Raw genomic sequence first — 23,651 nt, forward strand, 5'->3', positions numbered from 1 at the left:
CACCCGACCCCGGCGCGCCCCGGGAGGAACCGGCATGAGCGCCCCCGCGCACGACTCCGACCTGCGCGCCTCTCCGCCCGGGCAGTCCCGCAGAGCCCTGTTCGCGGGCTCCGTGGGGAATTTCATCGAGTGGTACGAGTTCGGGGTCTACGGCTATTTCGCGACGATCATCGCGGCGCGCTTCTTCACACCGGAGGGCGGCAGCGAGGTCGAGGCTCTGGTGAAGACGTATGCGTCCTTCGCACTCGCGTTCTTCTTCCGGCCCGTCGGCGCCGCGCTGTTCGGACGGCTCGGCGACCGGATCGGGCGCCGTCCGGTGCTGATCCTGGTGATCGTCCTGATGACGGCCGCGACGACTCTGATCGGCCTGCTGCCCACATACGCCACTGTCGGCGCCCTCGCTCCCTGGCTGCTCACCTTTCTCCGGGTGCTCCAAGGGCTGTCCGCGGGCGGGGAGTTCGGGGGCGCGGTATCGGTGATGACGGAGTTCGCGCCGCCGGGCAGGCGTGGGCTGTACGGGTCCTGGCAGTCCTTCACGGTGGCGCTGGGGCTGCTGGTCGGCGCGGGGGTCGCGGCGCTGCTGGCCACGGTGCTCAGCGCACAGCAGCTGGGCGACTGGGGCTGGCGGCTCCCCTTCCTGCTGACGCTGCCGCTCGGCCTCGGCGCGCTGTGGCTGCGTCTGCGGCTGGACGAGACACCGGCCTTCGCGCGGGAGCGACTGCAAGAGCGCCCACCAGTACGGGAGTTGGCCCGGGCAATCGCGCTCGGCGCCGGACGCGTCATGGGCTGGGCGGCGGCCGGTTACACCTTCCTCGTCGTACTCCCCTCGTATCTCCAGAGCACCTTGAACGCCACCTTCCAGCAGGCGCTGCTCGCCACCGTTGTCGCCAACCTCGGATTCGCGGCCACGATCATCCCGGCGGGCCTGCTCAGCGACCGGATCGGACGGCGCCCGGTGATGCTCACAGGGGCCGTCCTGGTCACCGTGACGGCGATCCCGCTGCTCAACGTCATTCAGGACAGCGGGACTTCGAACGCCATGAAGGGTGTCGCCGTGTTCCTGGCGGGTGCCGTGGTCGGGCTGATGGCCGGGCCCGGACCGGCGATGCTCTCCGAGATGTTCCCGACGAGCGTCCGCTACACAGGCCTGGGACTCGCCTACGCCCTGTCCAATGCGGTGTTCTCGGGCTGCGCGGGGCTCATCATCACCGAGACGATCAAACGGACGGGGAACGTGGACATTCCCGGGTACTACGCGGCGGCGACCTGTGCCGTCAGCGTCCTGGCACTGTCCACACTCCCCAAAGGGCAGCAGAAGCAAGGGAGTTGAGAGGGTGCGGGTGATCGGCCTGATGTCCGGCACGTCGTACGACGCCATCGACGCGGCGGCCGCCGAGCTGACCCTCGACGAGGACAGCCTCGTACTGCGACCTCTCGGGTTCGTCAGTGAGCCGTACGCCCCCGAGCTGCGCGACGCACTGGCGGCGGCGCTCCCTCCGGCCGCGACCGATCTGGCCGAGGTGTGCCGCCTGGACACCCGGATCGGGCAGGCCTTCGCGGCGGCGGCCGTCCGCGCAGACCGCGAACTGTGCGACGCAGGAGCCGAGTTGGTCGCCTCGCACGGCCAGACCGTCTACCACTGGGTGGCGGACGGGCGGGTGCACGGGACCCTCCAACTCGGACAGCCGGCCTGGATCGCCGAGGCGACGGGGCTGCCCGTGGTCGCCGATTTCCGGCCTCGTGACATCGCCGCCGGCGGGCAGGGCGCACCCCTGGTCAGCCTGTTCGACCTGCTGTGGCTGCGCGGCAGGCCGGGGACACCGGTTGCACTGAACCTCGGCGGCATCGCCAACCTCACCGCGCCGGACGGCACCGCCTTCGACACGGGGCCCGCGTGCGCGCTCCTCGACGCGGCGGCGCGGGGCTTCAGCGGTGGCCGCCTCGACCACGACGTGGACGGCGCCCTCGCCGCCCGCGGCACCGTCCACGGCCCGCTGCTGCGGCGCCTGCTCGCCGAGCCCTACTACGGGCTGCCCGCGCCCAAGACGACCGGCAAGGAGCTGTTCCACCTCGGCTATCTGCGCGACGCGCTGACGGGTTTCGGGACACTGACCGCCGAGGACGTCATCGCGACACTCACGGCGCTCACCGCCCGCACCGTCGCCGATGCCGCGCGCACGGTGCGAGCCACCGAGGTGATCGCCTCCGGCGGCGGCACCCGTAACCCCGTACTCATGGCGATGCTCGGCGCCGAACTCCCCGGCGTCACGCTGTGCACCTCCGACGCGCTGGGCCTGCCCTCGGCCGCCAAGGAGGCGTACGCCTTCGCCGTGCTCGGGTTTCTGACCCTGCACGGACTCGCGGGCACCGACCCGGCGAGCACCGGGGCCCGGCATCCCAGCGTGCTCGGGTCCATCACACCGGGGCGCGACGGCCTGCGACTGCCGCCGCGAGCGGTCCGGTCACCTCTTCAGCTGGTCCTGAAATGAACCTTCCCCGGCCCCTCTCATCCGTCTTTCACTCAGGCCTCATACGGTGGGCACCATGACGCAGGAGACTCCTCCCGGCTGGTATCCCGACCCCGGGCAGACAGATGACAGTCCCGCCGCCGAGCGCTGGTGGGACGGTAAGACATGGACGGACCAGACCCGGCCCGTCGGGTCGGCCGCCGCATGGGGTCCCCCCGCGCAGCCGCCGGCCGCCGGACCGTATCCGGCCTATCCGCCGGGTGCGCCCCGGCGCGGGTTGCGCACGGGCATAGCCGTCGCCGTGGCGATCGCGGTCCTCGCGGGCATCGGGGGTGGGGTGTACGCGCTGACGAAGAACGACAGCGGCAGCGACAGCACCGCCAACTCCCAAGGTCCCGGCGGGCTCCAGGGCGGTCCGTCCGGTGCTCCCAGCGGCGGTCCCAGTGGTGGTCCCGGCGGTCGTGGCGGCTCGGGCGGTTCCGGCGGCCAGACCCCCGATCCGGGGCAGTCCCTTCCGCCGCAGACCGAGGACGGTTTCGCCACCGACCCGATCAACGGCATCAGCATCCCGGTGCCCGACGGCTGGACCGGCTCCAGCATCACGGTGGGCGCCGCGGTGACCTCGGACGACTCCTACAAGTGCCCCGGCGACACCACGGCGACCTGCACGGCCGGCGGGTTGTACTCGGCCCCGGCGGTGGCGCTGGAGCTGAAGGCCACCACGGCCGAGGCGGCGGCGAAGGAGGACATCTCCAAGAACGCCGAGGAGTCCTACGGCGGCAAGTCCTACGGCGAGATCACCTCGCACGAGGTACTCGCCTCCAAGGCGGTCACCGTGGCCGGGCAGAAGGGCTACCTGGTCCGCTGGAAGGCCGTCACCAGCAAGGGCGAGGACGGCTATGTCGAGTCGCTCGCCTTCCCCTCCCCGGCCAATGCCGAACAGCTCGTCGTGATCCGCTTCGGCGTCGACGTCAGTGAGAAGCAGGACGTGATCGACACGATCACGAAGGGCATCAAGGTGTCGTCCGGGACCGGCAGCGGGCAGGGCGTGTAGGGCCGTACCGCATGTCCGGCGGATCGCGCCGGACACGGAACAGGAAAAGTTCGGCCGGGTGGGGTGCCCCTCCGCTCAAGGGGAACCCCACCCGGCCGGGGGTTCGCGCCGCCCCCGTCCCCACGGTGCGGCGCGCGCAGGCCGACGTCCGGTCATCCCCTCGGACGGCGGCCTGAGTCTTAGGTCAGGCCCAGGGCCGGAATCACGACGGCCTCCACGAATTGTGTGAGATACGCCGCATCCGCGTACTGTCCGTCCAATACGGGACGGACCCTCATCACGCCGATGACCTGGGCCGGAATGAACTCCAGCGCGGGGTGATCGGCGGCGATCTCACCTCGGTCGACCGCGCGCTGGATCATCTCCTTCAGCGCGGCGACCTCGGGTTCGACGAGCGCTTCGCGCAACGCCCGCTGGAGCTCCTCGTCCGCCATCATGGTGTGGCCGAGCGCCTGGATCAGCCGCGTGTCCTGGCCCGACCACTCGCCCGCGGCGCTCGCCGCCTCGCGCAGATCCTCGGCGAGTGAGCCGGTGTCGATACCCAGGAACCGAGGGCAGCGGTTGGCGCGCAGCGCCGCCGCCACGAATTGGGGCTTCGTCTTCCACTGCCGGTAGAGCGTGGACTTGCTGCAGCGGGTGCTCGCCGCCACGCCCTCCATGGTGAACGCGTCATAGCCGCATTCACGGAGCTGGTCGATCACAGCGTCGTAGAACTCCTGCTCACGCTCAGGCGTGATCTTGGAGCGGCGCGAGGCGACGACCGTCTCCGGTCCGTCCGCGGCCTGCGACGTCATGCTCTTCTCCTCACTCGGTCGGTTCGACACGGTGGGTTTCGGTGGTCCGTCTCACACAGTCTAATCGATACGCCACTGTACCGGAACGCAAGCGTATCGGTACACTCTCGTATCGGTACACTGGCGTATCGATGAGTCTTGGACAGGACCCACTCCGTTTCGAGCGAACCTCAAGTGGACCGGCATGAAGTGGACCTTGTCCTGGGCTCATCACGCACCACCCCACGCAAGACCGTCAGCAAGGGGGCCGGGGGATGGATTCCCGAACCGAGCCTGCAGAATCCGCAACCGAACCGGAGACCGACGCGGCCACAGGCCGGGCGGCACCGAACGACAAGGCGGCGCACGAGAAGGCGGCGCACCCGCCGAACGGCACTTCCGCACGCCCGCCGCTGCTGCGCGAGCTCCTGCTCGTCGTAGGACTCTTCCTCGTCTACAAGATCGGCCGGCAGTTGGCCACCGGCCACACCGCCGAGGCCTTCCGCAACGCGGACCGCGTATGGGACTGGGAGCGGGCCCTCCATCTGCCGGGCGAGGGCGACATACAGGGCCTGCTGCTGCACAGCGACACCCTCGTGCACATCGCCAACACCTACTACGCGACCGTCCACTTCCCGGCGACCGTGGCCTTCCTGGTCTGGCTGTATCTGAAGCGCCCGGCCCACTACGTGTGGGCGCGCCGCGTCCTCGCGGCGGTCACCGGCGCCGCTCTGGTGGGGCATCTCTTCTTCCCGCTCGCACCGCCGCGTCTGCTGAAGGTCACGGGGCTCGTGGACACCGGGCAGGCGTACGGACCCACGGTGTACGGCGCGCACCCCGCGACCGACGCGGTGGCGAACCAGTTCGCGGCGATGCCGTCGCTGCACTTCGGCTGGGCCCTGATGGTCGCGATCGGCCTGATCGCCGCGACCCGGTCCCGGTGGCGCTGGCTGTGGCTGCTGCATCCGCTGATCACCCTGCTGGTGATCGTCGGTACGGCGAACCACTACTGGCTCGACGCGATCGTGGCGGCCGCGCTGCTCGGGATCGCCCTCGCGGTGATCCGCCTGCCCCACCCGACGACGACATCAGCGGGGCGCACCCAGGAACGTGCCGACGACTCCGTTCGGGACATATCGCAGCTCGTGGGAGCCGGCCGATGAACTCCACTGTCGCCGCCGTCGTGCTGTCGCTGTTCTCGGCCGTCGCGTACGCCGCCGCGGCCGTGGCACAGGAGCGGCTCGCGTCCCGCAGCTCGGACTCCGGCATGCTGCGGCTGCTGGGCAGCGGGGCCTGGTGGTGGTCGGTCGCGCTGAACGCGTCCGCCGCGCTGCTGCATGTCGCCGCGCTCAAGTACGGCACGCTCACGCTGGTGCAGCCGCTCGGTGCGCTCACCCTGGTGGCCGCGGTGCCGCTGGGGGCGCGGGTCGCCGGGCGGCGGGTCAGCGCGGTCGAGTGGCGCGGCACCGCGCTCACCCTGACCGGACTGGCGGCGCTGCTCGTCACGGCGTCCGGCCCCGCGCCCGACAACGTGCTGAGCGTGCCGCAGGCGCTGGGCGTCGCCGCCACGACCGCCGTAGTGATCGGCGCCCTCGCGCGCCGGAACGCACGGCCGGGGCTGCGGCACGCGACCGCCTCGGGATTCGCCTCCGGTGTCGCCTCGGCGCTCACCCAGACGGTGACGGTGGCCGCGACCGACCGCTCGGATTCGCTGCTCAGCGCCCAGGTGATCGTGGTGGCCGTGCTCGTGGCGGCCTTCGCGGTGGGCGGACTGTTCCTGTCGCAGACCGCGTACCGGGGCGGTCTCGGCGCGCCGCTGGCCGTGGTGACGCTCGCCAATCCGGTGGCCGCCGCGGTGATCGGCCTGTCCCTGCTCGGCGAACGTCTGCAGGGCGGCGCGGCGGGTGTGCTGCTGGCCCTCGTGGGAGCGGGGATCGCGGCATGGGGCGTGGTGACGCTGTCGCGGTCGGCGCCGGAGTTCCCGCTGCTGGTCGACGACGACCACCCGGTCGCCGCGGTGCTGGCCCTTGAGCCCGAGTCAGCGGCGTACGAACCCTCGTTGCTGCCTCAGCAACCGAACGCACCGAACGCGGGGCATCTCACCGCCCTGTAGAACCGCCATGGGGAAGGGCGGTCGCGGACACTTCGCGACCGCCCTTCCCCATGGCGCCGTGTCAGCCGGTCACGATCGCCGGGTCGCTCACGCCCGGCCGGCCGTTCTCCACGTGTCCGGCGAACTCGCGCAGGAAGCTCGCGTCCGCGTCGGACACGACGGTCAGGTCGTACCAGCGCTTGCTCGCCCGCAGATCGACCGTGTGCTTCACGGTCGTGCCCGACCGCACCTTGAACGACTTCGACCGGCCGCCGTAGCCGTCGCTCACCTTCAGGTTGACCGTGCCGGAGCCCTTGTTGGAGAGGGTCAGCTCGACGTTGTCGCCGACGTGCCGCGCGGTGACCTCGGGTCCGGCCTTCTTGCCCGGGCCCTTGAAGGTGCGCAGGAAGCCGTTCGGACCGTGCACCGTCAGGTCGTACGAGCCGTTCGAGTACGCCGAGTTCCACGTGTCGGCGACCTTCTTGCCTGCCTCGGTCGTGTAGGTCCAGGGGCCGTCGGTGCGGTTGCCGGACGTGACGAGGAAGGCGGCGCCTGCCTTGGCGCCCGAGCCGAAGGTGAGCGTGAACTTGCCGGCCGCCACGTCCGCCGAACCGTCCACCACCGGCGCGTACTTGAGCGGGCGGGCCGGGCGCGAGCCACGCTCCTGCTTGGGCAGGACGGGGTTCGCGGGCGGGGTCGGCACGTAGTCGGGATGCCGGTCGTTGTCCGGCGGCTCGTAGCCGTCGGTGTCCGGCAGCGCGACCGGCAAGGCGTTCTTGTGGGCGAAGTCGAAGGCCGAGCTGAGGTCGCCGCTGATCGCGCGCCGCCAGGGCGAGATATTGGGCTCGTGCACGCCGAAGCGGCGCTCCATGAACTGGATGATGGAGGTGTGGTCGAGCGTCTCGGAGCAGACGTAACCGCCCTTGCTCCAGGGCGAGACGACGAGCATCGGCACCCGCTGGCCCAGCCCGTACGGGCCCGCCGTGTGGCTCGCGTCGCCCGCGTAGAGGTCCGGGCCGACGTCGACCGTGGACTTGCCCTGCGCGGCGGACTGCGGCGGGAACGGCGGTACGAGGTGGTCGAAGAAGCCGTCGTTCTCGTCGTACGTGATGAACAGGGCCGTCTTGCCCCACACCTCGGGATCGGAGGTGAGCGCGTCCAGGACCTGGGAGATGTACCAGGCACCGTAGTTGGCGGGCCAGTTGGGGTGCTCGGTGAACGCCTCGGGCGCGACGACCCAGGAGATCTTCGGCAGCTTCTTGCCCTGCACGTCGGCCTTCAGCTGGTCGAAGAAGCCCTCGCCCTTGCGGGCGTCGGTGCCGGTGCGGGCCTTGTCGTAGAGCGGGTCGCCGGGCTTGGCGTTGCGGTACTTGTTGAAGTACAGCAGCGAATTGTCGCCGTAGTTGCCGCGGTAGGCGTCGTCTATCCAGCCCCAGGAGCCGTTCGCGTCCAGGCCGTCGCCGATGTCCTGGTAGATCTTCCAGGAGACGCCGGCCGCTTCGAGGCGCTCGGGGTACGTCGTCCAGTCGTAGCCGACCTCGTCGTTGCCGAGGACCGGGCCGCCGCCGGTGCCGTCGTTGCCGGTGTAGCCCGTCCACATGTAGTAGCGGTTCGGGTCGGTGGAGCCGATGAGCGAACAGTGGTAGGCGTCGCAGATGGTGAACGCGTCGGCCAGTGCGTAGTGGAACGGAATGTCCTCGCGCGTCAGGTACGCCATCGTCGTCGACGACTTGTTGGGCACCCATTTGTCGTACTTGCCCTTGTTGAAGGCGGCGTGTCCGTCATTCCAGCCGTGCGGGAGGTCCTGGATGAACTGCAGGCCCAGGTCGTCGGCGTCCGGACGGAAGGGGAGCACGTCCTTGGCGCCGTCCGACTGGTGCCAGACCGACTTGTCACCCGATGTCGTGGCCGGACGCGGGTCGCCGAAACCGCGGACACCCCTGAGCGAGCCGAAGTAGTGGTCGAACGAACGGTTCTCCTGCATCAGGACGACGATGTGCTCGACATCGTCGATCGTGCCGGAGCCCTGGTGCGCGGGCAGCGCCGCGGCCCGCTCGATGCTGTTGGACAGCGCGGTGAACGCCGCTGTGCCGCCGGTGAGCTGGAGGAATCGGCGCCGATTCACTTGAGGCATGGGTGGGTGACCTCTTGTCCTGACGGAAGTGATGGGAGTAACGGAAGTACGGGATGACCGGGTGGCCGGGATGATCGGGTGGCCGGGATGATCGGGTGGCCGGGATGATCGGGTAGCCGGGTTGCTGCTGGAACGTGTGCGATTGGAGTGTTACAAGAGCACCAAACGACAAGGAAGGGCCTCGTGGCCCCTGCGTGAAACTAGGCGGTACGTGCGGCGAACGGATGTCAACCGAACGCCAATCTCGACTCCCGCAACCAACATCGGGCAAAACCCGCGGCGAAGTGGAGTGGGTCCGGACACGGACCGCATGTCTCATCTCACCATCCGGCATGTGGGCGTTGTCCCCGCGGCCACCCGAAGCCCTCTACGCTGGTCTGTGCAGCTGGTTCGCCCCGTCCGCCAGACGGGAGGCGTCGTAAGAGGGAACCCGGTGGGAATCCGGGACTGCCCCGCAGCGGTGAGTGGGAACGACCGCCGTCATACGCACTGGACCCGGGAGGGGCTGGGAAGCGACGGCCAGTAGGTGTCTCGTACGACTGGGACGCGCCCACAAGTCCGAAGACCTGCCCGCTGCCCGCGCGCGAGCCATCGTGCGCGGACATCCCGGTGACCTCGTGGGCGGGTCGGCGCACATATCCAGACGGACGACCGCGCCTTTGCGCGCAAGAATCGTTGCGTTCGGTGTGTCACCCCTTCGCGCTCTCGTCCCGTCGCCGGGATCTCAGGGATTCATCTCGCGAAGGAGATTTCCGTGACCACCAAGCCCGCAGCCGCGGCAGCACAGGCCACCGTGTACGGCTACCCCCGCCAGGGCCAGAACCGGGAGCTCAAGAAGGCGATCGAGGGTTACTGGAAGGGCCGCGTCGACGCGAAGACCCTCCGTGCCACCGCCGCCGACCTGCGCCGGACCAACTGGCAGCAGCTGGCCGAGGCCGGCATCCACGAGGTACCGACCGGCGACTTCTCGTACTACGACCACGTCCTGGACACCACGGTCATGGTCGGCGCGATCCCCGCCCGCCACCGGGACGCTGTCGAGGCGGACGCCCTGGACGGCTTCTTCGCCATGGCACGCGGCACCCAGGACGTCGCGCCGCTGGAGATGACGAAGTGGTTCGACACCAACTACCACTACCTGGTGCCTGAGCTGGGTCCCGACACCGTCTTCACCACCGACTCCACCAAGCAGGTCGACGAGCTCCGCGAAGCCCTCGCCCGCGGCCTCACCGCCCGGCCCGTGCTGGTCGGCCCGGTCACCTATCTCCTGCTCGCCAAGCCCGCCCCCGGCGTGGCCGCGGACTTCGATCCGCTGACCCTGCTGGACCGGCTGCTGCCCGTGTACGCCGAGGTGCTCGCCGATCTGCGAGCCGCAGGCGCCACATGGGTGCAGCTCGACGAACCCGCCCTCGTCCAGGACCGCACTCCCGCCGAGCTGAACGCCGCCGAACGCGCCTACCGCGACCTGGGAGGGCTCACCGACCGCCCGAAGCTCCTGGTCGCCTCGTACTTCGACCGGCTCGGCGACGCCCTGCCCGTGCTCGCCAAGGCCCCCGTCGACGGGCTCGCCCTCGACTTCACCGACGCGGCCGCGGCCAACCTGGACACGCTCGCCGCCGTGGGCGGTCTGCCGGGCAAGCGCCTGGTCGCCGGGGTGGTCAACGGACGCAACATCTGGGTCAACAACCTGGAGAGGTCACTCGCCACGCTGGGCACCCTCCTTGGCCTGGCCGGTCAGGTCGACGTGGCCGCCTCCTCCTCGCTGCTCCACGTCCCGCTCGACGCCGCCGCCGAACGCGACATCGACCCGCAGATCGTGGGCTGGCTCGCCTTCGCCCGGCAGAAGACCGCCGAGATCGCCACCCTCGCCAAGGGCCTCACCCTCGGCACCGACGCCATCACCGCGGAACTGGCCGCCAACCGGGCCGCCCTGGCCTCCCGCGCCGACTCGCCGATCACCCGCGACCCTGCCGTCCGCGCCCGCGCCGCCGCCGTCACGGAGGCCGACGCCCGCCGCACCCAGCCGTACGCGGAACGCGCCACCGCCCAGCGCGCCCACCTCGGCCTGCCCCTGCTGCCGACCACCACCATCGGCTCCTTCCCGCAGACCACCGAACTGCGCACCGCGCGGGCCGACCTGCGTGCGAAGCGGATCGACAACGACGGGTACGAGGAGCGCATCAGGGCCGAGATCGGCGAGGTGATCTCCTTCCAGGAGAAGACCGGCCTGGACGTCCTGGTGCACGGCGAGCCCGAACGCAACGACATGGTCCAGTACTTCGCCGAGCAGCTCACCGGCTACCTCGCCACCCAGCACGGCTGGGTGCAGTCCTACGGCACCCGCTACGTCCGCCCGCCGATCCTGGCCGGCGACATCTCCCGCCCCGAGCCGATGACGGTGCGCTGGACGACGTACGCCCAGTCCCTCACCGAAAAGCCGGTCAAGGGCATGCTCACCGGGCCGGTCACCATGCTCGCCTGGTCCTTCGTCCGCGACGACCAGCCCCTCGGCGACACCGCCCGTCAGGTCGCCCTCGCCCTGCGCGACGAGGTCAACGACCTGGAAACGGCAGGCACTTCGGTCATCCAGGTCGACGAGCCCGCCCTGCGCGAGACACTCCCGCTGCGGGCCGCCGACCGCCCGGCCTACCTGGCGTGGGCCACCGAGGCGTTCCGGCTCAGCACGAGCAGCGTGCGTCCGGACACCCAGATCCACACCCACATGTGCTACGCCGAGTTCGGCGACATCGTCCAGGCCATCGACGACCTCGACGCCGACGTCATCAGCCTGGAGGCCGCCCGCTCGCACATGCAGGTCGCCCGCGAACTGGCCGAACACGGCTACCCCCGCGAGGCCGGACCGGGCGTCTACGACATCCACTCCCCGCGCGTGCCGAGCACGGACGACGCAGCGGCCCTGCTGCGCAAGGGACTTGAGGCCATCCCCGCCGAACGGCTGTGGGTCAACCCCGACTGCGGCCTGAAGACCCGCGGCTGGCCCGAGACCCGCGCCTCGCTGGAGAACCTGGTCGCAGCGGCCCGGACGGTCCGCACGGAACTCGCCGGGTCCTGACTCCGCCGGGACGGCCGAGAGGGCGTGCGCCGGCCCCTTCTCGGCCGTCCCTGGTCGGTGCCCGGTACGCATGTGGCGCGTGGCTGTGATGTCGTACCCGAAGCACGTGCCCATCCTTCGGCACGGAGAACAGGAGCGAAGTAGTGACCAGCCGCGTCACATTGATCTCACCGGCGATGAACCGATCGCTGCGGGAGGCCCGGTTCGACGACGGCAGCCCGATCGATACGAGCGGCGCCGCACGCGCCGAGTCCGCCGCCGACACGCTTCCCACCGCCGACCGGGTGCTGGTCTCCCCCACGGTGCGCTGCCGGGAGACGGCGTCGGCGCTCGGGCTCGCCGCGCTGGACGAACCCGCGCTGAGTGCGCTGGACATGGGCCGCTGGCGGGGTCGGACGCTCGACGAGGTCAGCGCCGGAGAACCCGACACGGTGGCCCGCTGGCTGACGGACCCGGCCGCGGCCCCACCCGGCGGGGAATCGGTGCGGGCCCTGTGCGAGCGGGTCGCCGGGTGGCTGGACGCGTCCGCGGAGGTCGCGGGCAGGACTCTCGCCGTGGTGGAGCCGGAGATCGTACGGGCCGTGGTGGTCACAGTCCTCAAGGCACCCGAGGCGGCCTTCTGGCGGCTCGACGTACCACCACTGACCGCGACCGAGATCAGCGGACGCTCCGGGCGCTGGAATCTGCGGCTCGGACGGACGCTCGGAACGCCGGGCACCAGCGCTGGACACTGAGGCTGAACCGTCGATCAACAGCGCCGTACTGCGGGCCCGCACGCGAGGGAGCACAGCGTGCAGGAGTGAGCCCTGTACGCGCCCCCGCGTGCGCGGGAAAAATGCGCCATGCCATCGGTCATGTGGTTGAGGTATCTCGTACTTCACCCCCCAACTTCCAGGAAGGCAGGTCGGCCACCGTGCTGTTGCGTCTGCCCACGTCCGTGTCCGAAGCACAGGAGTGCATGGCCGAAGGGGCGGTGCCGATAGGCGGGGCGACTCTGGTGTGGGCCACCTGGCAGCGGGACGGGTTTCCCGAGCAGGCCATGTCGCTGCGCGAGCTGCCGGAGGCCAATGTGATCGGGCGCGAGGCACTGGGCGCGGCCGTGGTGCTGAACCGGATCGATGACCACCTGCCGGAGACGCTGCGCCGGGCGGCCTCCTCCGTGGGAACCGGAGCGGTACGCCGGACAGCCACGGTCGGCGGCAATCTCGTCGGGAGCACGCTGCGATGTCTGCTGCCCGCGGCACTCGTACTGGACGCCCATGCGACAGTCCTGGAACGGGACAGCGTCTACGAGACCGACCTGGCCGAGGTGCTGGCCAAGCGCCACCTGCTGCTCAGCCTCCACTGGCGCGAACCGATCGCCAGCGCGTACTACAAGGAGGCGGGCGAAGCGGGTGGGGCGCCGCCCCTCGTCGTCGCCACGGCTGTGCACACCGACGACGGCGGACGAAACCGCCTTCGGGTCGCCGTCCGCGACGGCTACGAGGTACTCAGCGACAGCACCGCGTGTGACGCCGACGCCGATGCCGAACAGGTCCTCCACGCCCTGCGTCGTACAGCTGTCGGCGGACTTCACGCGGCGGCCTGGGAAGTGGTCCGCCGGCAGGTCACCGAGCTCTTGGCGCGCCCTGCCGTCCGTTGAGGACGCGCGATTTCGCCGGGGGTTTTCGCGGTGGCCGCCCTCGTGCGCGGACCGGGGACGTCAGACCCGGAGTCGGCCCGACTCCCGTTCCGCGAAGGCGCGGAAGCTGCTCGGCGGGCGACCGGTGAGGCGCTGGACCGTGTCGGTGGTGCGGTCCTCGGCGCCCTCGGCGATGGCCTGGTCCATGCCGGCGAGCATCGCGGCGAACTCGACGGGCATGTCGGCGGTCAGCCGGTCGCGCATCTGCTCGTAGGTCAGTCGACCGTGGGTGACGGTCCGGCCGGTGACCTCGGTGAGGACGGCTGCGATCTCGCTGTAGCTCAGCGCTGTCGGCCCGGTGATGATCAGGTCGGTGTTCGGCGCCTGCGCGTCGGTCAGTGCGTGGACGGCGACGGCCGCGATGTCGTCGGCGTCGACGAATCCGACGCGGCCCTCGCCCGCTGCCGTTCGGATGGTCCCGTCCGCTCGAATCGTCCGGGCGTGTGCGTGGTCGCCGGTGAAGTTCTGCATGAACCACGAGGGCCGCAGGACCGCCCACTCGGCGAACAGTCCGGGCAGGGCTCGGTGAACCTGCCCCACGGCAGGGCCGCCCGCGGGTATCGCCGACGAGCTGAGGAGCACCGCGCGACGTACTCCCGCCGCACGGGCCTGCTGGAGGAAGGGCAGCATGACGGCTGCCGGGTCCGGAGCGCCGAGCGGTGGGATGAGATAGACCCGGTCCACGCCTTCGAGGGCGCCGTCGTAGGACGTGGGGTCGTCCCAGTCGAACCGGACGGGAGAAGCCCCGTCCACGGGGGTGGCACGTCGGCTCGCGGCCCTGACGCGCCGGCCCTCGGCGGCCAGCCGGGCGGCGACACGGCTGCCGGTGGTGCCGGTTGCCCCGATGACCAGGGCGAACTCCTCGGGAGGGTTCATCGGTTGCTCCCGGCGAAGTTGGTGGCGGGGTCCTGGACGGCGAGCGGGTTCCAGTAGTCGCGGTAGCTGGTGATGCGGCCGTTCCTGACGGTGACCACGGCGATGTAGGTCATCTCGAAGGGGCTGTCGGTGTCCACCAGGCGGCCCACACCGCGCATCTCGACCACGATGGTCTCCGGGACGAGAGTCTGGTGAATCTCGACGTAGGGGAAGTCGTGCATGTCTATGTGGTCGGGATAGTCACGCATGTACTCGCCGATGGCCGCCTTGCCCTCCAGCCGCTTCGGCCAGCCCTCCGGCGCGAAGGGGAACTCGAGGATCCCGTCCTCGTCCCAGAGGCCGACCCAGGCGGGGATGTCCTTGTCCAGCAGCAGCTGCAGGCCCTGGCGGTACAGGTCCGCCGGTGCGGTGTTCGTGGTCATGGGGTGCTCCGTCCCGTAGAATGCGGACCGTGGGTCCGCTTCACGTGACTGACGATACGGACCCGAGGTCCGCTTTGCAATCGGAGGAACCGCATGGCCGAACGCAAGCCACGATCAGACGCCACTCGCAACCGCGAGGCCGTCCTCGCGGCTGCCGACACCCTCTTCGCCCAGTGCGAGAGCCCCGAGGCGGTGACCATGGCCGACATCGCGGCAGCGGCCGGCGTCGGCAAGGCAACGCTCTTCCGCGGCTTCGGTGACCGTACGGGCCTGATCCACGCGCTCTACGAGCTGCGGCTCGCACCCGTCAGGCTCGCCACCGAGGAGGGGCCACCACCTCTGGGACCCGCGACCCCGCCGATCCAGCGCGTACCCGCCCTCCTCGACGCCGTCCTCTGCTTCAAGCTCGACCACCGGCACCTCGCCCTGGCGCTGGAGGGAACCGGCGGCGACAGCAGCCCTTATCAGGCAGCGCACTACGAGCGATGGCACAGCACACTCAAGACCGCGCTCGATCAGATTCCCGGACTCGCCGACAGCGATTTCACCGCGCACGCCCTACTGGCCGCCACCCGCGCCGACCTCGTCGAATACCTCGTAGGCCAACAGCGGGCGACTCGTGACCAGATGCGGGCCCAGCTGGCGGCCTTCACCGCCAGGATCCTGGATTCCCGTACGCCGCTCGCTTGAACCGGCCCGTCAACGCTTACGGGCGAGGGTGACTCCGTCGGCCATGGGGAGCATGGACAGGTCGACCCGCTGGTCTTCGAGGAGGGTGCGGTTGACCTTCCGTACGCCGAGGGTGTCGGCGTCCTGGACGGCGGGATCGGTGACGCGGCCCGACCAGAGGGTGTTGTCCAGGACGAGCAGGCCGCCCGGCCGGGTGAGGGCGAGGGACTGTTCGTAGTACTCCGGGTAGTGGGCCTTGTCCGCGTCGATGAAGACGAAGTCGACGCAGTCGGGGCCGCGTTCGAGCAACAGGCCGTCCAAGGTCTCCACCGCGTCGCCGAGGCGGAGGTCGATGCGGTCGGCGACGCCCGCCTGCTGCCAGGCCTGGCGGGCCATCGTGGTCCATTCCTCGCTGATGTCGCAGGTGATGAGTTCACCGCCGGCCGGCAGGGCGCGGGCCATGCACAGCGAGCTGTAGCCGGTGAAGGTGCCGATCTCCAGGACGGTACGCGCCCGGGTGAGGCGGATCAGGAGGGCCAGGAACTGGGCTTCCTCGGGGAGGATCTGCATGATCCGGTCGGGCAGCGCGGCGGTCTCCTCGCGCAGCCCGGCAAGGACCGGGTCCTCGCGCAGGGAGAACTCCGAACCCGACCTGCACATCGCGCCCAGCCACCTGGTCCGTTCCAGCGCGTATCCGCAGGGCAGCGGGCTCGGTTTCCTGCTCTCCGTCACACGCACCGAGCCCGGCAGTCACGGCACCCTCCGGCTGACCGACACCGACCCAACTACCGCTCCCCGCCTGAGCCTTGGGCTGCTCGACGATCCGCGCGACCGGCGCAAGCCGGCGGAGGCGGTCGCGCTCGGCCGCCGGCTCGCCGCCACCACGCCGCTGCGCGACCTGGGTCTCACCGAGATCGCCCCGGGCCCCGCCGTGACTTCGGATGCGCAACTCACGGCGTACCTGCGGGCCAACGTCAAACCCTACCCGCACCTGTGCGGCACCGCCCCGATGGGCCCCGCCTCCGACCCGGCCTCGGTGGTCGACGCGTTGGGGCGGGTCCACGGAGTCCCGGGTCTGCGGGTGGCCGACGCGTCGATCCTGCCCGACGCGCCGTCCGTGGCCACGAACCTGACCGTCATCATGGCCGCCGAACTGCTCGCCGACCGCTTCGACCGACACGGTCCCGGAACGGGCGCCGGCCTCCTGACACCTGCTCCTGGGCCCGTCGTGACGACGGGCCCCGCCCCTCTTCCGTGAGGCGCAAGTGACCTTGTGAAGTCCTTCCCCATGCCCCACAACACCGCCTTCGTCAGGAACCAATGGTCAGCTGGCGCACCTTTCTGACCTGCGCTTGTGGACGACCGGATACAGTGCGCGAGACGGCAGCCCGGTCAGAGAGGGGAAGCGTGACCGACACCAGCGACACCCGATCCGCCGACAGCGAAGTGCAGGCTCCGCGGCAGAGCCGACTGCACCGCCTGATGCGCTACATCCCCCTGATCGCCCCCGTCCTGCTGTGGGCCGTGCCCTGCTGGGTGCTCCTGTACACCGGCCAGCACTGGCCGTTGCCCGTCACGCTGGCCGGCACCGCCCTGTTCGTCCTCGGCCTGATCGCTATGCCGCTCGCGATGGGGCGCGGCCACGGCCGACGCCAGCAGGACTGGGCCGCGATCATCGGTGACACCCTGCTGGGCGCCAGCTGGGTTCTGTTCACCTGGTCCGTTCTGCTCGGCGTCCTCTTGCGGCTCGCCCTGACCGTGGCCGGCGTCGGCGAGAGCCAGGACCGCGCCCGAATCGTCACCTGGGCCATCCTCGGCACAACCGCCGCACTGCTCGCCTGGGGATACGCCGAAGCCCGCCGCGTGCCACGCGTGCGCCGCCTCGACGTGCAACTCCCGCGGCTGGGCGCCGGGTTGGACGGCCTCCGCGTCGTCCTCATCACCGACACCCATTACGGCCCGCTCGATCGCGCTCGCTGGTCGGAGCGGGTGTGCGAGACGGTGAACACTCTGGAGGCCGACCTGGTCTGCCACACCGGTGACATCGCGGACGGCACGGCCCAACGCCGCCGCGCTCAGGCCGTCCCGCTCGGTACCGTGCAAGCCACCCGGGCCCGTGTGTACGTCACCGGCAACCATGAGTACTACAGCGAGGCCCAGGGCTGGGTCGACCTGATGGGCGAGCTGGGCTGGGAGCCGCTGCGCAACTGTCATCTGCTGATCGAACGCGGAGGCGACACCCTCGTGGTCGCCGGCGTGGACGACGTCACCGCCGAGTCCTCCGGCCTGGCAGGCCACCGCGCCAACCTCGCCGGAGCCCTGAACGGCGCCGACCCCGACCTGCCCGTTCTGCTCCTGGCACACCAGCCCAAGTTCGTCGACCGGGCGGCAGCCGACGGCATCGACCTGCAGCTCTCCGGCCACACCCACGGCGGCCAGATCTGGCCCTTCCACCACTTGGTCCGCCTCGACCAGCCCGCCCTCGCCGGCCTCAGCCGCCACGGCACCCGCACCCTCCTCTACACCAGTCGCGGCACCGGCTTCTGGGGCCCGCCGTTCCGCGTCTTCGCCCCCAGCGAGATCACCCTGCTCGTGCTCCGCTCCCCGCACCTGCCCACCTCGCCGTAGCACCGAGCGGGCCAACACATCCGCCGAAGAGACGTCACAGGCATACACAGACAGGCATCCGGGGGCAACAGAGCAATGCTCTGACCAGCCTCTTCACTGAAGCCCTTCCGTCTGGCAGAAGACGCCTTGCACAGCTGCCGCACCCGTCAGGACGCTAAGTCCAACCACGGCTCGCGGGGCGACGGCGCCCCGCACTCAGGGACGGGAACGCCATGCCGCACACGACCGCCTTCGCCAGGAACCAGTGGTACAGCTAGCGCACCTTTCTGACCTGCGCTTGTGTGGGGTCGATGAGGCTGTGACCTGCTAGGACGGGTTGCAGAGGCGAGCGGAGGCAGTCAGGGGAAAACGCTCTGATTCGACCCCGGTTCGACCCGGGTCGCTCAGAGCCAGTCAGAGGCATCACCCTGTGGAACTGGGCTCTGAGGGACCCGAGTTGGACGGTGTGGATCACGGGTGGCGACTCTGACGGGCACTCTGATTCGTCCTCTGGTCGAGCCGCGTTGGGGACGCCTGCCTCTGCTCGGGGCCAGATGTACGAGGTCCTCCAGGACGGGAATCCTGGGGACTTCGCCGGCACCGATAGAGGTTGGTCTCGGACACCACCCGTGGTTTTTGCGGGCCTGGGTGGCGTCCACGTCTTTGCGAGACGACCCCACCGTGCCAGACAGCATCCACCAGCCACTCCCCCAACGACAGTTCCCCCACCCCTGCGGCCCTCTGGGCCTATCCCGACTTCCGTCGGCAGCGGCTGATCTAATCCTGCTCGGCGATCTCACCGGCCGCTACGCCACCGGCAGTTACAGTCGCCTCGCCTCTGACACCCGGACTCTGGCCCTGCGCGGAGATCGCCAGGGTGCGGCCGAGCACGGGCACCGGATGACCGCGGCCATCGCCTGCCATGTGGCGCGCGCCGGCGGAACCGTCGACCAACTGACGCAGTTCCTGCTGCACCCGGAGCACGAAGGCGGGCGGCACGCCCGGCACATCGCGCTGCACTCCGGGCAGTCACGCGCTCTGGACTACATCCGCAGGGTGCGGGCCAGCGCCTCGGCCGCGGTCGGCAGTACGAGAGTGCTGGAGTCGCGCCATGACGCCTACGAGGTGCTCGCCGCGCTGCGGGACCGCATCGAGACCACGCCCTGGCGCGGGGAGCGAGGGCGGACCGCGCTGCGGGTGCTGCGGGCGCATCTGAACTTCGCCGAGACCGCGGGCGGCCCGCTGCACCACGCCGGCGAACGATGTCGTCGGGCTCCCACTTCGCGCCGGCGAGCAGGTGCCGCAGACCATCGGGGGTGGCGTGGCCTGCCTGTTCGGCCAGCTGCCAGTTGTTCTTTCGGGCCACCGGGGCGAGCCGTCCGCGTACGTAGTCACGCATACGGCGGCGAAGTTCCACGCGGCCGAAGCGATGACCGATGGTCACGAAGAGGTCGTCCAGTTCCAGGTCCCACTGTTCGGCAGCACACTCGGTGATCACACGGGGAGGCTTTCCCGCCCGCTGTCATTACCTGCGGCGTTGTCGCACGTTCGAGGGGCGGCCTCCGTGAGACCGCCCCCGGCCACTCCACAGCCCGCTACACTCCAGTCGCCCAGCGAAACCCGCAGGTCAGACAGCGAGATCCTGCTGGAGTACTAGCGCGTTGGGGCCTGTCCGACAAAGCCGTGACCAAGTCGGAGATCAACCCGCCCGGCCTGCCCAAGACGAACCAGCAGCCGACCCGGGCGCGGAGGCCGCACGGCCTCCGCGCCGTCCCTGGCCTGCTTCGGTACGGGGGCGTTGCTACCCCGCGACCGCCTCGATGACGCTGTGCCCACGTGTGGTGGCCATGCCCGGGTCGTCCAGAATCCGTCGGATCGTGAATCCCGCTGCCGCCAGGAGTTCCGTCCACTCGTTCTCCGTGCGCTCCTTGCCACCGAGGACGACCAGCATGAGCAGATCGCCCAGCACGCTCCGGACGTCGCCCTCGGTGGGCCGCAGGACGGTCTCGACGAGGATGAGCCTGCCGTGCGACGGCATGGCCGCCCGGACCTTCCGGAGGACCTTCAGGGCGTTGTCGTCGTTCCAGTCGTGCAGGACCCGGGACAGGACGTAGACGTCTCCGCCCGGGGCGACCGTGTCGAAGAAGCTCTGGCCGACGAGCGTGCACCGGTCGGTCACGCCGGCCCCGGCCAGGTTCGCCTCGGCCTGCGCCACGGTCTCGGGCAGGTCCTGGAGCAGTCCGAGCAGCTCCGGGTGGCGTGCGAGGACCGAGGCCATCAGCCTGCCGTCGCCACCGCCGACGTCGACGACCGTGTGGCAGTCCTCGAACTCGTAGCGCTGCAGCGCGGCTATCGCGGCGGGCATGGTGGCGCCCATGGCGCGATTGAAGACGCGCGCCTCCTCGGGATGAGCGGCGAGGAACTCGAAGTAGTCCATCCCGAACGCCTCGTCGAAGGCGGGGCGTCCGGTCTTCACGGTGTGGATCACGCCCGCCCAGGCGCGGAAGACGGCACCGCTCTGCAGAAGCACCCCGTCACGGAAGCCGTCGGGCGCATCCTGGGCGAGCGCCTTGCCCGGTTCCTTCAGGGTGAAGGACTTCCCGGGATGCTCGGCCAGCATGCCGAGGGCGGTGAGGGCCCGGCAGAACCGGTACAGGGCGTCCTCGTCGCTGTCGGTCGCCTTGGCGATCTCCCCGATTCCCATGGGCTCCTCGCCCAGCAGGTCGGCGAGACCCAGATAGGCGGCCACATAGAGCGTCTGGCCTATCCAAGGGCCGGACGCGTGGTACATCTCCTGGAGATCCGGCCCTGATCGGGCGTCGCTAGACATGTTCTCCCCCTCTGAGTCGACTGCTGTCCCCGGCGTTGACCGGTTCGAGATCCTCAGGAACTCCGGGTGTCGTTTCCGGGGAGCTCCGCGACGACCAGGAGGTAGCCGAGCTCCCACACCTCGATGAGATCCGAGAGGTCGAGATCGTCGACCAGTTCGGCGCCGAGCGTGTTGTCGATGTGCTTCTTGTCGTGGTTGATCCGCTCGGCGATTCCTTCGAGGGTCCGCTTCATCACCTGCTCGCTGATGTCGGACACCTCGACCAGGCGCAGGCCGGCTTCCCGGACCAGACCCGGATAGTCATCGATTCTCACGATGGGGCCCATGACCCAGTTCTCGTAGAACTTCTCGACGGCGGCACGTTTGCGCTCCGGAACGGGGGCGCGCTCGAAGAAGTCGGTCAGTACGACCCGGCCGCCGGGCCTGACAACCCGGGCCATTTCCCGTAGCACCTGGACACGGTCGGGCATGTGAATGATGGATTCCAGTGCCCAGACCGCGTCGAAAGAACCCGCCTCGAAGGGCAGGGCCGCAGCGTCCGCGTACTGGAAAGAGACCCGGTCCGCCAACCCCGCAGCGGTCGCGCGAATACCGGCCCGCTTTACTTGCTCATGACTGACGGTGACGCCGACTACCTTGCCGCCGGTGGAGTGCGCGAGGCGGATCGCCGGGGTCCCCATTCCGCAGCCGACGTCGAGAACTCGGTCGCCGGGCTTGGCCCTGAGCTTCTCGATCATCAGTTCCGTGAAACGCTCTTCCGCGCGTTCCAGGGGCCAGGTGTCCTCGGGATCGTCCCAATATCCGAAGTGCAGGTTGTGATCGCCGCCGAAATTGTCCGACTCGAAGCCGGCCATTTGGTCGTAGAGGGTTCCTACCTGGTTTACGGCATCGGATTTCGCCTGAGACATGTGCTTCTCCATCCCGGTCGACTGCGCTGGGCGGTACGAGCGTTGGTTGGTGCGCCATGCATCGCCGGGAACATTAGCAACTCCTTTGCGAACGGGGCAACATTTATTTCGGGCGCAGAATTGTTTCGGTGTTTGTTTCGGTGGCGTACGGATGACGCGTATTCGCTTCGACGCATGAGGAGCGTTGGCCGCTAGTGCGGGCGCCCGGTCCGGCGTGTGCGTTGCCGGGCGTGCCGGTGTGCCGGCGTCCCCGCAGGTCCGGAGAGGGCGTTTGCCCTGGTGGAGAGGGGAATGGGTGCCGCTGCCGGGGTGTCGTGCACCTGATCCGGGGGCCGTCGTTCTCTATCCCTGCGGTCGGGTGCGCCGCAGGGAGTTCACCGTTTCGGCCAATTCTGGCCGAAAGCAAGTGCAGGGCCTGTCATCGAAACTCTCGTGGTGTTTCACTGGTTTTGCCGATGAGGGTGCGTGGGGAAGGTCTACTTGGCCGGGCTCCGGCTCGCCAGCCTGGTTGCCCTCCATTCGGCAATTGATTGGCAAAATAGTTTTGTGGTTTCACTTACGGGGGTTTGTGGTGCTGCGCGTAGAGATCTTCAGCGCTGTCCATTCATGCTGCGACGCGGGGCGAGGTACGGGACGCCGAAAGCGCCGAGAGGCCGGTCCCGCTTTTCCTGTCCGGAGTGGGCGGACGTTCCCGACATTTGCCGGGGCAGTTGAGCTGCCGAACACCGGATTTGCCGCACACTCCTCGGCGGCCTGATGTCAAATTCCCTTACGAGATCACGTCCGGTGGCTGGAAGAATCGGGCCATGAGATCGGCTCGTCAATCCCGGTGTGCGTAGATCCGTCTCGGCTAGTTCGGACTGCCGAATTCCGGGGATTCTTTTCGCGTCGCGATATCCCTGCCCCATGAAGCCATGCCAGAACACGGAGTTTCCTGCCCGAAAGCATTGCTCAAGGAGGAATACTGTGCCTGCCTCAACGCCGACCCAGAGTCCGGATCTCATGCAGCTCTACCACATGGGGGGTCCCTGGATCGGACAGACCTTCTATGTCGCCGCCGAACTCGGAATCGCCGACCACCTGGGTCCGGAACCGATTCCTGTCGCGGAACTCGCCGCCGCCACCGAGGCGAACGAGGAGGTCCTCTACCGGTTCTGCCGCGTCCTCGCCTCCATGGGCGTGCTCCAGGCCCACCCCGACCGCGGCTTCTCTCTCACCGAGGCGGGCGGCATGCTCCGCAGCGACGCTCCCGGCGGTTTCCGCTACGGAGTCATGCTGCAGAGCGGCGCCTGCTTCCGCGCCTGGACCGAGGTGATGCACACGGTCCGCACCGGCGAGCCGGCCTTCGACAAGGTGCACGGCGCCGCCTACTACGACTTCCTCGAAGCCAACCCGGCGGAGAACGAGCTGTTCAACCGCGCCATGGGTGTCACCTCCCTGGCCCCGGCCATCGCCGCCCTCAAGCGCTACGACTTCACCGGCATCAAGCGCCTCGTCGACGTGGGCGGTGGCGTCGGCACCCTGATCGCCGCCGTCCTGGAGCTGAACCCCGGGATGACCGGCGTCGTCCAGGACCTCGCGGCCGTCACCGCCGAAGCCCCCGCCCACCTCGCGGAACACGGTGTCCAGGACCGTGTCGAGGTCGTCAGCGGCAGCTTCTTCGACTCGGTCGTGCCCGGCGCCGACGCCTATGTGCTCTCCCGGGTGCTGCACAACTGGAGCGACGAGGACTGCCTGAAGATCCTCCGGCGGGTGCACGAGGCGATGCCGCCGCACGCCAGGCTCATCGTCATCGACAGCGTCGTCCCCGACGGCGGCGGACTGCACCCCAGCATGCTCGCCGACCTCTTCATGATGGTCATCCTCGGCGGCAAGGAGCGCACCGAGCGGGACTGGCGCCTGCTGCTCGACGAAGCAGGCTTCCGTATGACGCGCGCGGTCCAGGCCGAGAACGCCGGCGACACCCTCGTACACGCCCTCGTCGAGGCCGTACGGCACTGACCGGGCCCCGCCCACCCGCCGTACCAGACCCGCCTTCCTGCTGGTCCCAATGGAGAAGAGGCA

General features: G+C 69.7%; 20 protein-coding genes, 1 pseudogene and 1 riboswitch. Of the genes and pseudogenes, 12 read left to right on the plus strand and 9 right to left on the minus strand.

Translation table 11 applies throughout. From position 1 onward, the window contains the following. Positions 1-34: 34 nt before the first annotated feature. Genes AB0N66_RS11205 through AB0N66_RS11215 form a run of 3 tightly spaced genes read left to right on the plus strand, consistent with a single transcriptional unit; the run spans position 35 to position 3,522 of the window. Positions 35-1,330: an MFS transporter gene (locus AB0N66_RS11205; protein ID WP_365431456.1), complete on the plus strand. Its 1,296-nt coding sequence runs from the start codon at positions 35-37 to the stop codon at positions 1,328-1,330. A gap of 4 nt (positions 1,331-1,334) precedes the next feature. Continuing rightward, positions 1,335-2,489 carry an anhydro-N-acetylmuramic acid kinase gene (locus AB0N66_RS11210; protein WP_365431459.1) on the plus strand — a complete coding sequence of 385 codons (1,155 nt, stop codon included), beginning with the start codon at positions 1,335-1,337 and terminating at the stop codon, positions 2,487-2,489. A 55-nt stretch (positions 2,490-2,544) separates the two neighbouring features. After that, positions 2,545-3,522 carry a DUF2510 domain-containing protein gene (locus tag AB0N66_RS11215; RefSeq protein ID WP_365431462.1) on the plus strand — a complete coding sequence of 326 codons (978 nt, stop codon included), beginning with the start codon at positions 2,545-2,547 and terminating at the stop codon, positions 3,520-3,522. A 179-nt stretch (positions 3,523-3,701) separates the two neighbouring features. Here the strand turns inward: AB0N66_RS11215 and AB0N66_RS11220 are convergent, their stop codons facing one another. Further along, positions 3,702-4,316, minus strand: a complete 615-nt coding sequence (locus AB0N66_RS11220; protein ID WP_365431465.1) for a TetR/AcrR family transcriptional regulator C-terminal ligand-binding domain-containing protein — start codon at positions 4,314-4,316, stop codon at positions 3,702-3,704. A gap of 254 nt (positions 4,317-4,570) precedes the next feature. Here AB0N66_RS11220 and AB0N66_RS11225 point away from each other — a divergent pair, with 254 nt between their 5' ends. After that, positions 4,571-5,458 (plus strand): phosphatase PAP2 family protein, encoded by an 888-nt coding sequence (locus tag AB0N66_RS11225; protein WP_365431468.1) that lies wholly within the window; start codon positions 4,571-4,573, stop codon positions 5,456-5,458. Further along, on the plus strand, positions 5,455-6,408 hold the full coding sequence (locus AB0N66_RS11230) for a DMT family transporter (RefSeq protein WP_365431471.1): 954 nt from the start codon (positions 5,455-5,457) through the stop codon (positions 6,406-6,408). The genes AB0N66_RS11225 and AB0N66_RS11230 overlap by 4 nt, the downstream gene beginning before the upstream one ends. A 61-nt stretch (positions 6,409-6,469) precedes the next feature. Here the strand turns inward: AB0N66_RS11230 and AB0N66_RS11235 are convergent, their stop codons facing one another. Then, positions 6,470-8,521, minus strand: coding sequence for a phosphocholine-specific phospholipase C (locus AB0N66_RS11235; RefSeq protein ID WP_365431474.1), 2,052 nt, complete (start codon positions 8,519-8,521; stop codon positions 6,470-6,472). A 369-nt stretch (positions 8,522-8,890) separates the two neighbouring features. After that, positions 8,891-9,110: riboswitch (cobalamin riboswitch) on the plus strand. 165 nt (positions 9,111-9,275) lie between these two features. Between AB0N66_RS11235 and metE the strand changes: the two genes are divergently transcribed. The 3 genes from metE to AB0N66_RS11250 all read left to right on the plus strand — a co-directional run bounded on the left by metE (position 9,276) and on the right by AB0N66_RS11250 (position 13,236). Continuing rightward, positions 9,276-11,594 (plus strand): 5-methyltetrahydropteroyltriglutamate--homocysteine S-methyltransferase, encoded by a 2,319-nt coding sequence (gene metE, locus AB0N66_RS11240; RefSeq protein ID WP_365431477.1) that lies wholly within the window; start codon positions 9,276-9,278, stop codon positions 11,592-11,594. A gap of 143 nt (positions 11,595-11,737) precedes the next feature. Next, the gene (locus AB0N66_RS11245; protein WP_365431480.1) at positions 11,738-12,328 is read left to right on the plus strand and encodes a histidine phosphatase family protein; all 591 of its coding nucleotides are present in this window, start codon (positions 11,738-11,740) and stop codon (positions 12,326-12,328) included. Positions 12,329-12,507: 179 nt separating this feature from the next. Next, on the plus strand, positions 12,508-13,236 hold the full coding sequence (locus AB0N66_RS11250) for an FAD binding domain-containing protein (protein WP_365431761.1): 729 nt from the start codon (positions 12,508-12,510) through the stop codon (positions 13,234-13,236). A gap of 60 nt (positions 13,237-13,296) precedes the next feature. On the opposite strand, the gene AB0N66_RS11255 is transcribed toward AB0N66_RS11250, so the two are convergent. Together AB0N66_RS11255 and AB0N66_RS11260 are read right to left on the minus strand one after the other, a co-directional pair. Next, positions 13,297-14,151 carry an NAD(P)H-binding protein gene (locus AB0N66_RS11255; protein WP_365431483.1) on the minus strand — a complete coding sequence of 285 codons (855 nt, stop codon included), beginning with the start codon at positions 14,149-14,151 and terminating at the stop codon, positions 13,297-13,299. Then, the gene (locus AB0N66_RS11260) at positions 14,148-14,573 is read right to left on the minus strand and encodes a nuclear transport factor 2 family protein (RefSeq protein ID WP_365431485.1); all 426 of its coding nucleotides are present in this window, start codon (positions 14,571-14,573) and stop codon (positions 14,148-14,150) included. The genes AB0N66_RS11255 and AB0N66_RS11260 overlap by 4 nt, the downstream gene beginning before the upstream one ends. 93 nt (positions 14,574-14,666) lie before the next feature. On the opposite strand from AB0N66_RS11260, the gene AB0N66_RS11265 reads away from it, so the two are divergent. After that, positions 14,667-15,263 carry a helix-turn-helix domain-containing protein gene (locus tag AB0N66_RS11265; RefSeq protein WP_365431488.1) on the plus strand — a complete coding sequence of 199 codons (597 nt, stop codon included), beginning with the start codon at positions 14,667-14,669 and terminating at the stop codon, positions 15,261-15,263. Positions 15,264-15,272: 9 nt separating this feature from the next. Here the strand turns inward: AB0N66_RS11265 and AB0N66_RS11270 are convergent, their stop codons facing one another. Next, on the minus strand, positions 15,273-15,902 hold the full coding sequence (locus AB0N66_RS11270; protein WP_365431491.1) for a class I SAM-dependent methyltransferase: 630 nt from the start codon (positions 15,900-15,902) through the stop codon (positions 15,273-15,275). Between AB0N66_RS11270 and AB0N66_RS11275 the strand changes: the two genes are divergently transcribed. After that, positions 15,811-16,500, plus strand: a complete 690-nt coding sequence (locus AB0N66_RS11275) for a GMC family oxidoreductase (RefSeq protein ID WP_365431494.1) — start codon at positions 15,811-15,813, stop codon at positions 16,498-16,500. The genes AB0N66_RS11270 and AB0N66_RS11275 overlap by 92 nt on opposite strands. 149 nt (positions 16,501-16,649) lie before the next feature. Then, positions 16,650-17,870 (plus strand): metallophosphoesterase, encoded by a 1,221-nt coding sequence (locus tag AB0N66_RS11280; protein WP_365431497.1) that lies wholly within the window; start codon positions 16,650-16,652, stop codon positions 17,868-17,870. Between the two features lie 756 nt (positions 17,871-18,626). Here the strand turns inward: AB0N66_RS11280 and AB0N66_RS11285 are convergent. The 4 genes and pseudogenes from AB0N66_RS11285 to AB0N66_RS11300 form a co-directional block, all read right to left on the minus strand. Next, positions 18,627-18,869, minus strand: a complete 243-nt coding sequence (locus AB0N66_RS11285) for a hypothetical protein (RefSeq protein WP_365431782.1) — start codon at positions 18,867-18,869, stop codon at positions 18,627-18,629. Between the two features lie 271 nt (positions 18,870-19,140). After that, a pseudogene (locus AB0N66_RS11290) lies at positions 19,141-19,314 on the minus strand (IS701 family transposase); the annotation flags it as partial. Positions 19,315-19,650: 336 nt separating this feature from the next. Further along, the gene (locus AB0N66_RS11295; RefSeq protein WP_365431500.1) at positions 19,651-20,679 is read right to left on the minus strand and encodes a methyltransferase; all 1,029 of its coding nucleotides are present in this window, start codon (positions 20,677-20,679) and stop codon (positions 19,651-19,653) included. Positions 20,680-20,732: 53 nt separating this feature from the next. Next, on the minus strand, positions 20,733-21,587 hold the full coding sequence (locus AB0N66_RS11300) for a methyltransferase domain-containing protein (protein ID WP_365431503.1): 855 nt from the start codon (positions 21,585-21,587) through the stop codon (positions 20,733-20,735). Between the two features lie 966 nt (positions 21,588-22,553). Between AB0N66_RS11300 and AB0N66_RS11305 the strand changes: the two genes are divergently transcribed. Continuing rightward, complete coding sequence (locus tag AB0N66_RS11305) at positions 22,554-23,588, plus strand: methyltransferase (protein ID WP_365431506.1); 1,035 nt, start codon at positions 22,554-22,556, stop codon at positions 23,586-23,588. Positions 23,589-23,651 lie beyond the last annotated feature (63 nt).

This window comes from Streptomyces sp. NPDC093544 (assembly GCF_040683495.1).
Lineage (GTDB): Bacteria > Actinomycetota > Actinomycetes > Streptomycetales > Streptomycetaceae > Streptomyces.

Bases quoted from the DNA above. Each gene is read 5' to 3' on its own strand.
- AB0N66_RS11230 (WP_365431471.1), top strand. From the start codon at position 5,455: ATGAACTCCACTGTCGCCGCCGTCGTGCTGTCGCTGTTCTCGGCCGTC.
- AB0N66_RS11220 (WP_365431465.1), bottom strand. From the start codon at position 4,316: ATGACGTCGCAGGCCGCGGACGGACCGGAGACGGTCGTCGCCTCGCGC.
- AB0N66_RS11205 (WP_365431456.1), top strand. From the start codon at position 35: ATGAGCGCCCCCGCGCACGACTCCGACCTGCGCGCCTCTCCGCCCGGG.
- AB0N66_RS11300 (WP_365431503.1), bottom strand. From the start codon at position 21,587: ATGTCTCAGGCGAAATCCGATGCCGTAAACCAGGTAGGAACCCTCTAC.
- AB0N66_RS11255 (WP_365431483.1), bottom strand. From the start codon at position 14,151: ATGAACCCTCCCGAGGAGTTCGCCCTGGTCATCGGGGCAACCGGCACC.
- AB0N66_RS11295 (WP_365431500.1), bottom strand. From the start codon at position 20,679: ATGTCTAGCGACGCCCGATCAGGGCCGGATCTCCAGGAGATGTACCAC.
- AB0N66_RS11265 (WP_365431488.1), top strand. From the start codon at position 14,667: ATGGCCGAACGCAAGCCACGATCAGACGCCACTCGCAACCGCGAGGCC.
- AB0N66_RS11260 (WP_365431485.1), bottom strand. From the start codon at position 14,573: ATGACCACGAACACCGCACCGGCGGACCTGTACCGCCAGGGCCTGCAG.
- AB0N66_RS11270 (WP_365431491.1), bottom strand. From the start codon at position 15,902: ATGTGCAGGTCGGGTTCGGAGTTCTCCCTGCGCGAGGACCCGGTCCTT.
- AB0N66_RS11275 (WP_365431494.1), top strand. From the start codon at position 15,811: ATGATCCGGTCGGGCAGCGCGGCGGTCTCCTCGCGCAGCCCGGCAAGG.
- AB0N66_RS11225 (WP_365431468.1), top strand. From the start codon at position 4,571: ATGGATTCCCGAACCGAGCCTGCAGAATCCGCAACCGAACCGGAGACC.
- AB0N66_RS11235 (WP_365431474.1), bottom strand. From the start codon at position 8,521: ATGCCTCAAGTGAATCGGCGCCGATTCCTCCAGCTCACCGGCGGCACA.
- AB0N66_RS11215 (WP_365431462.1), top strand. From the start codon at position 2,545: ATGACGCAGGAGACTCCTCCCGGCTGGTATCCCGACCCCGGGCAGACA.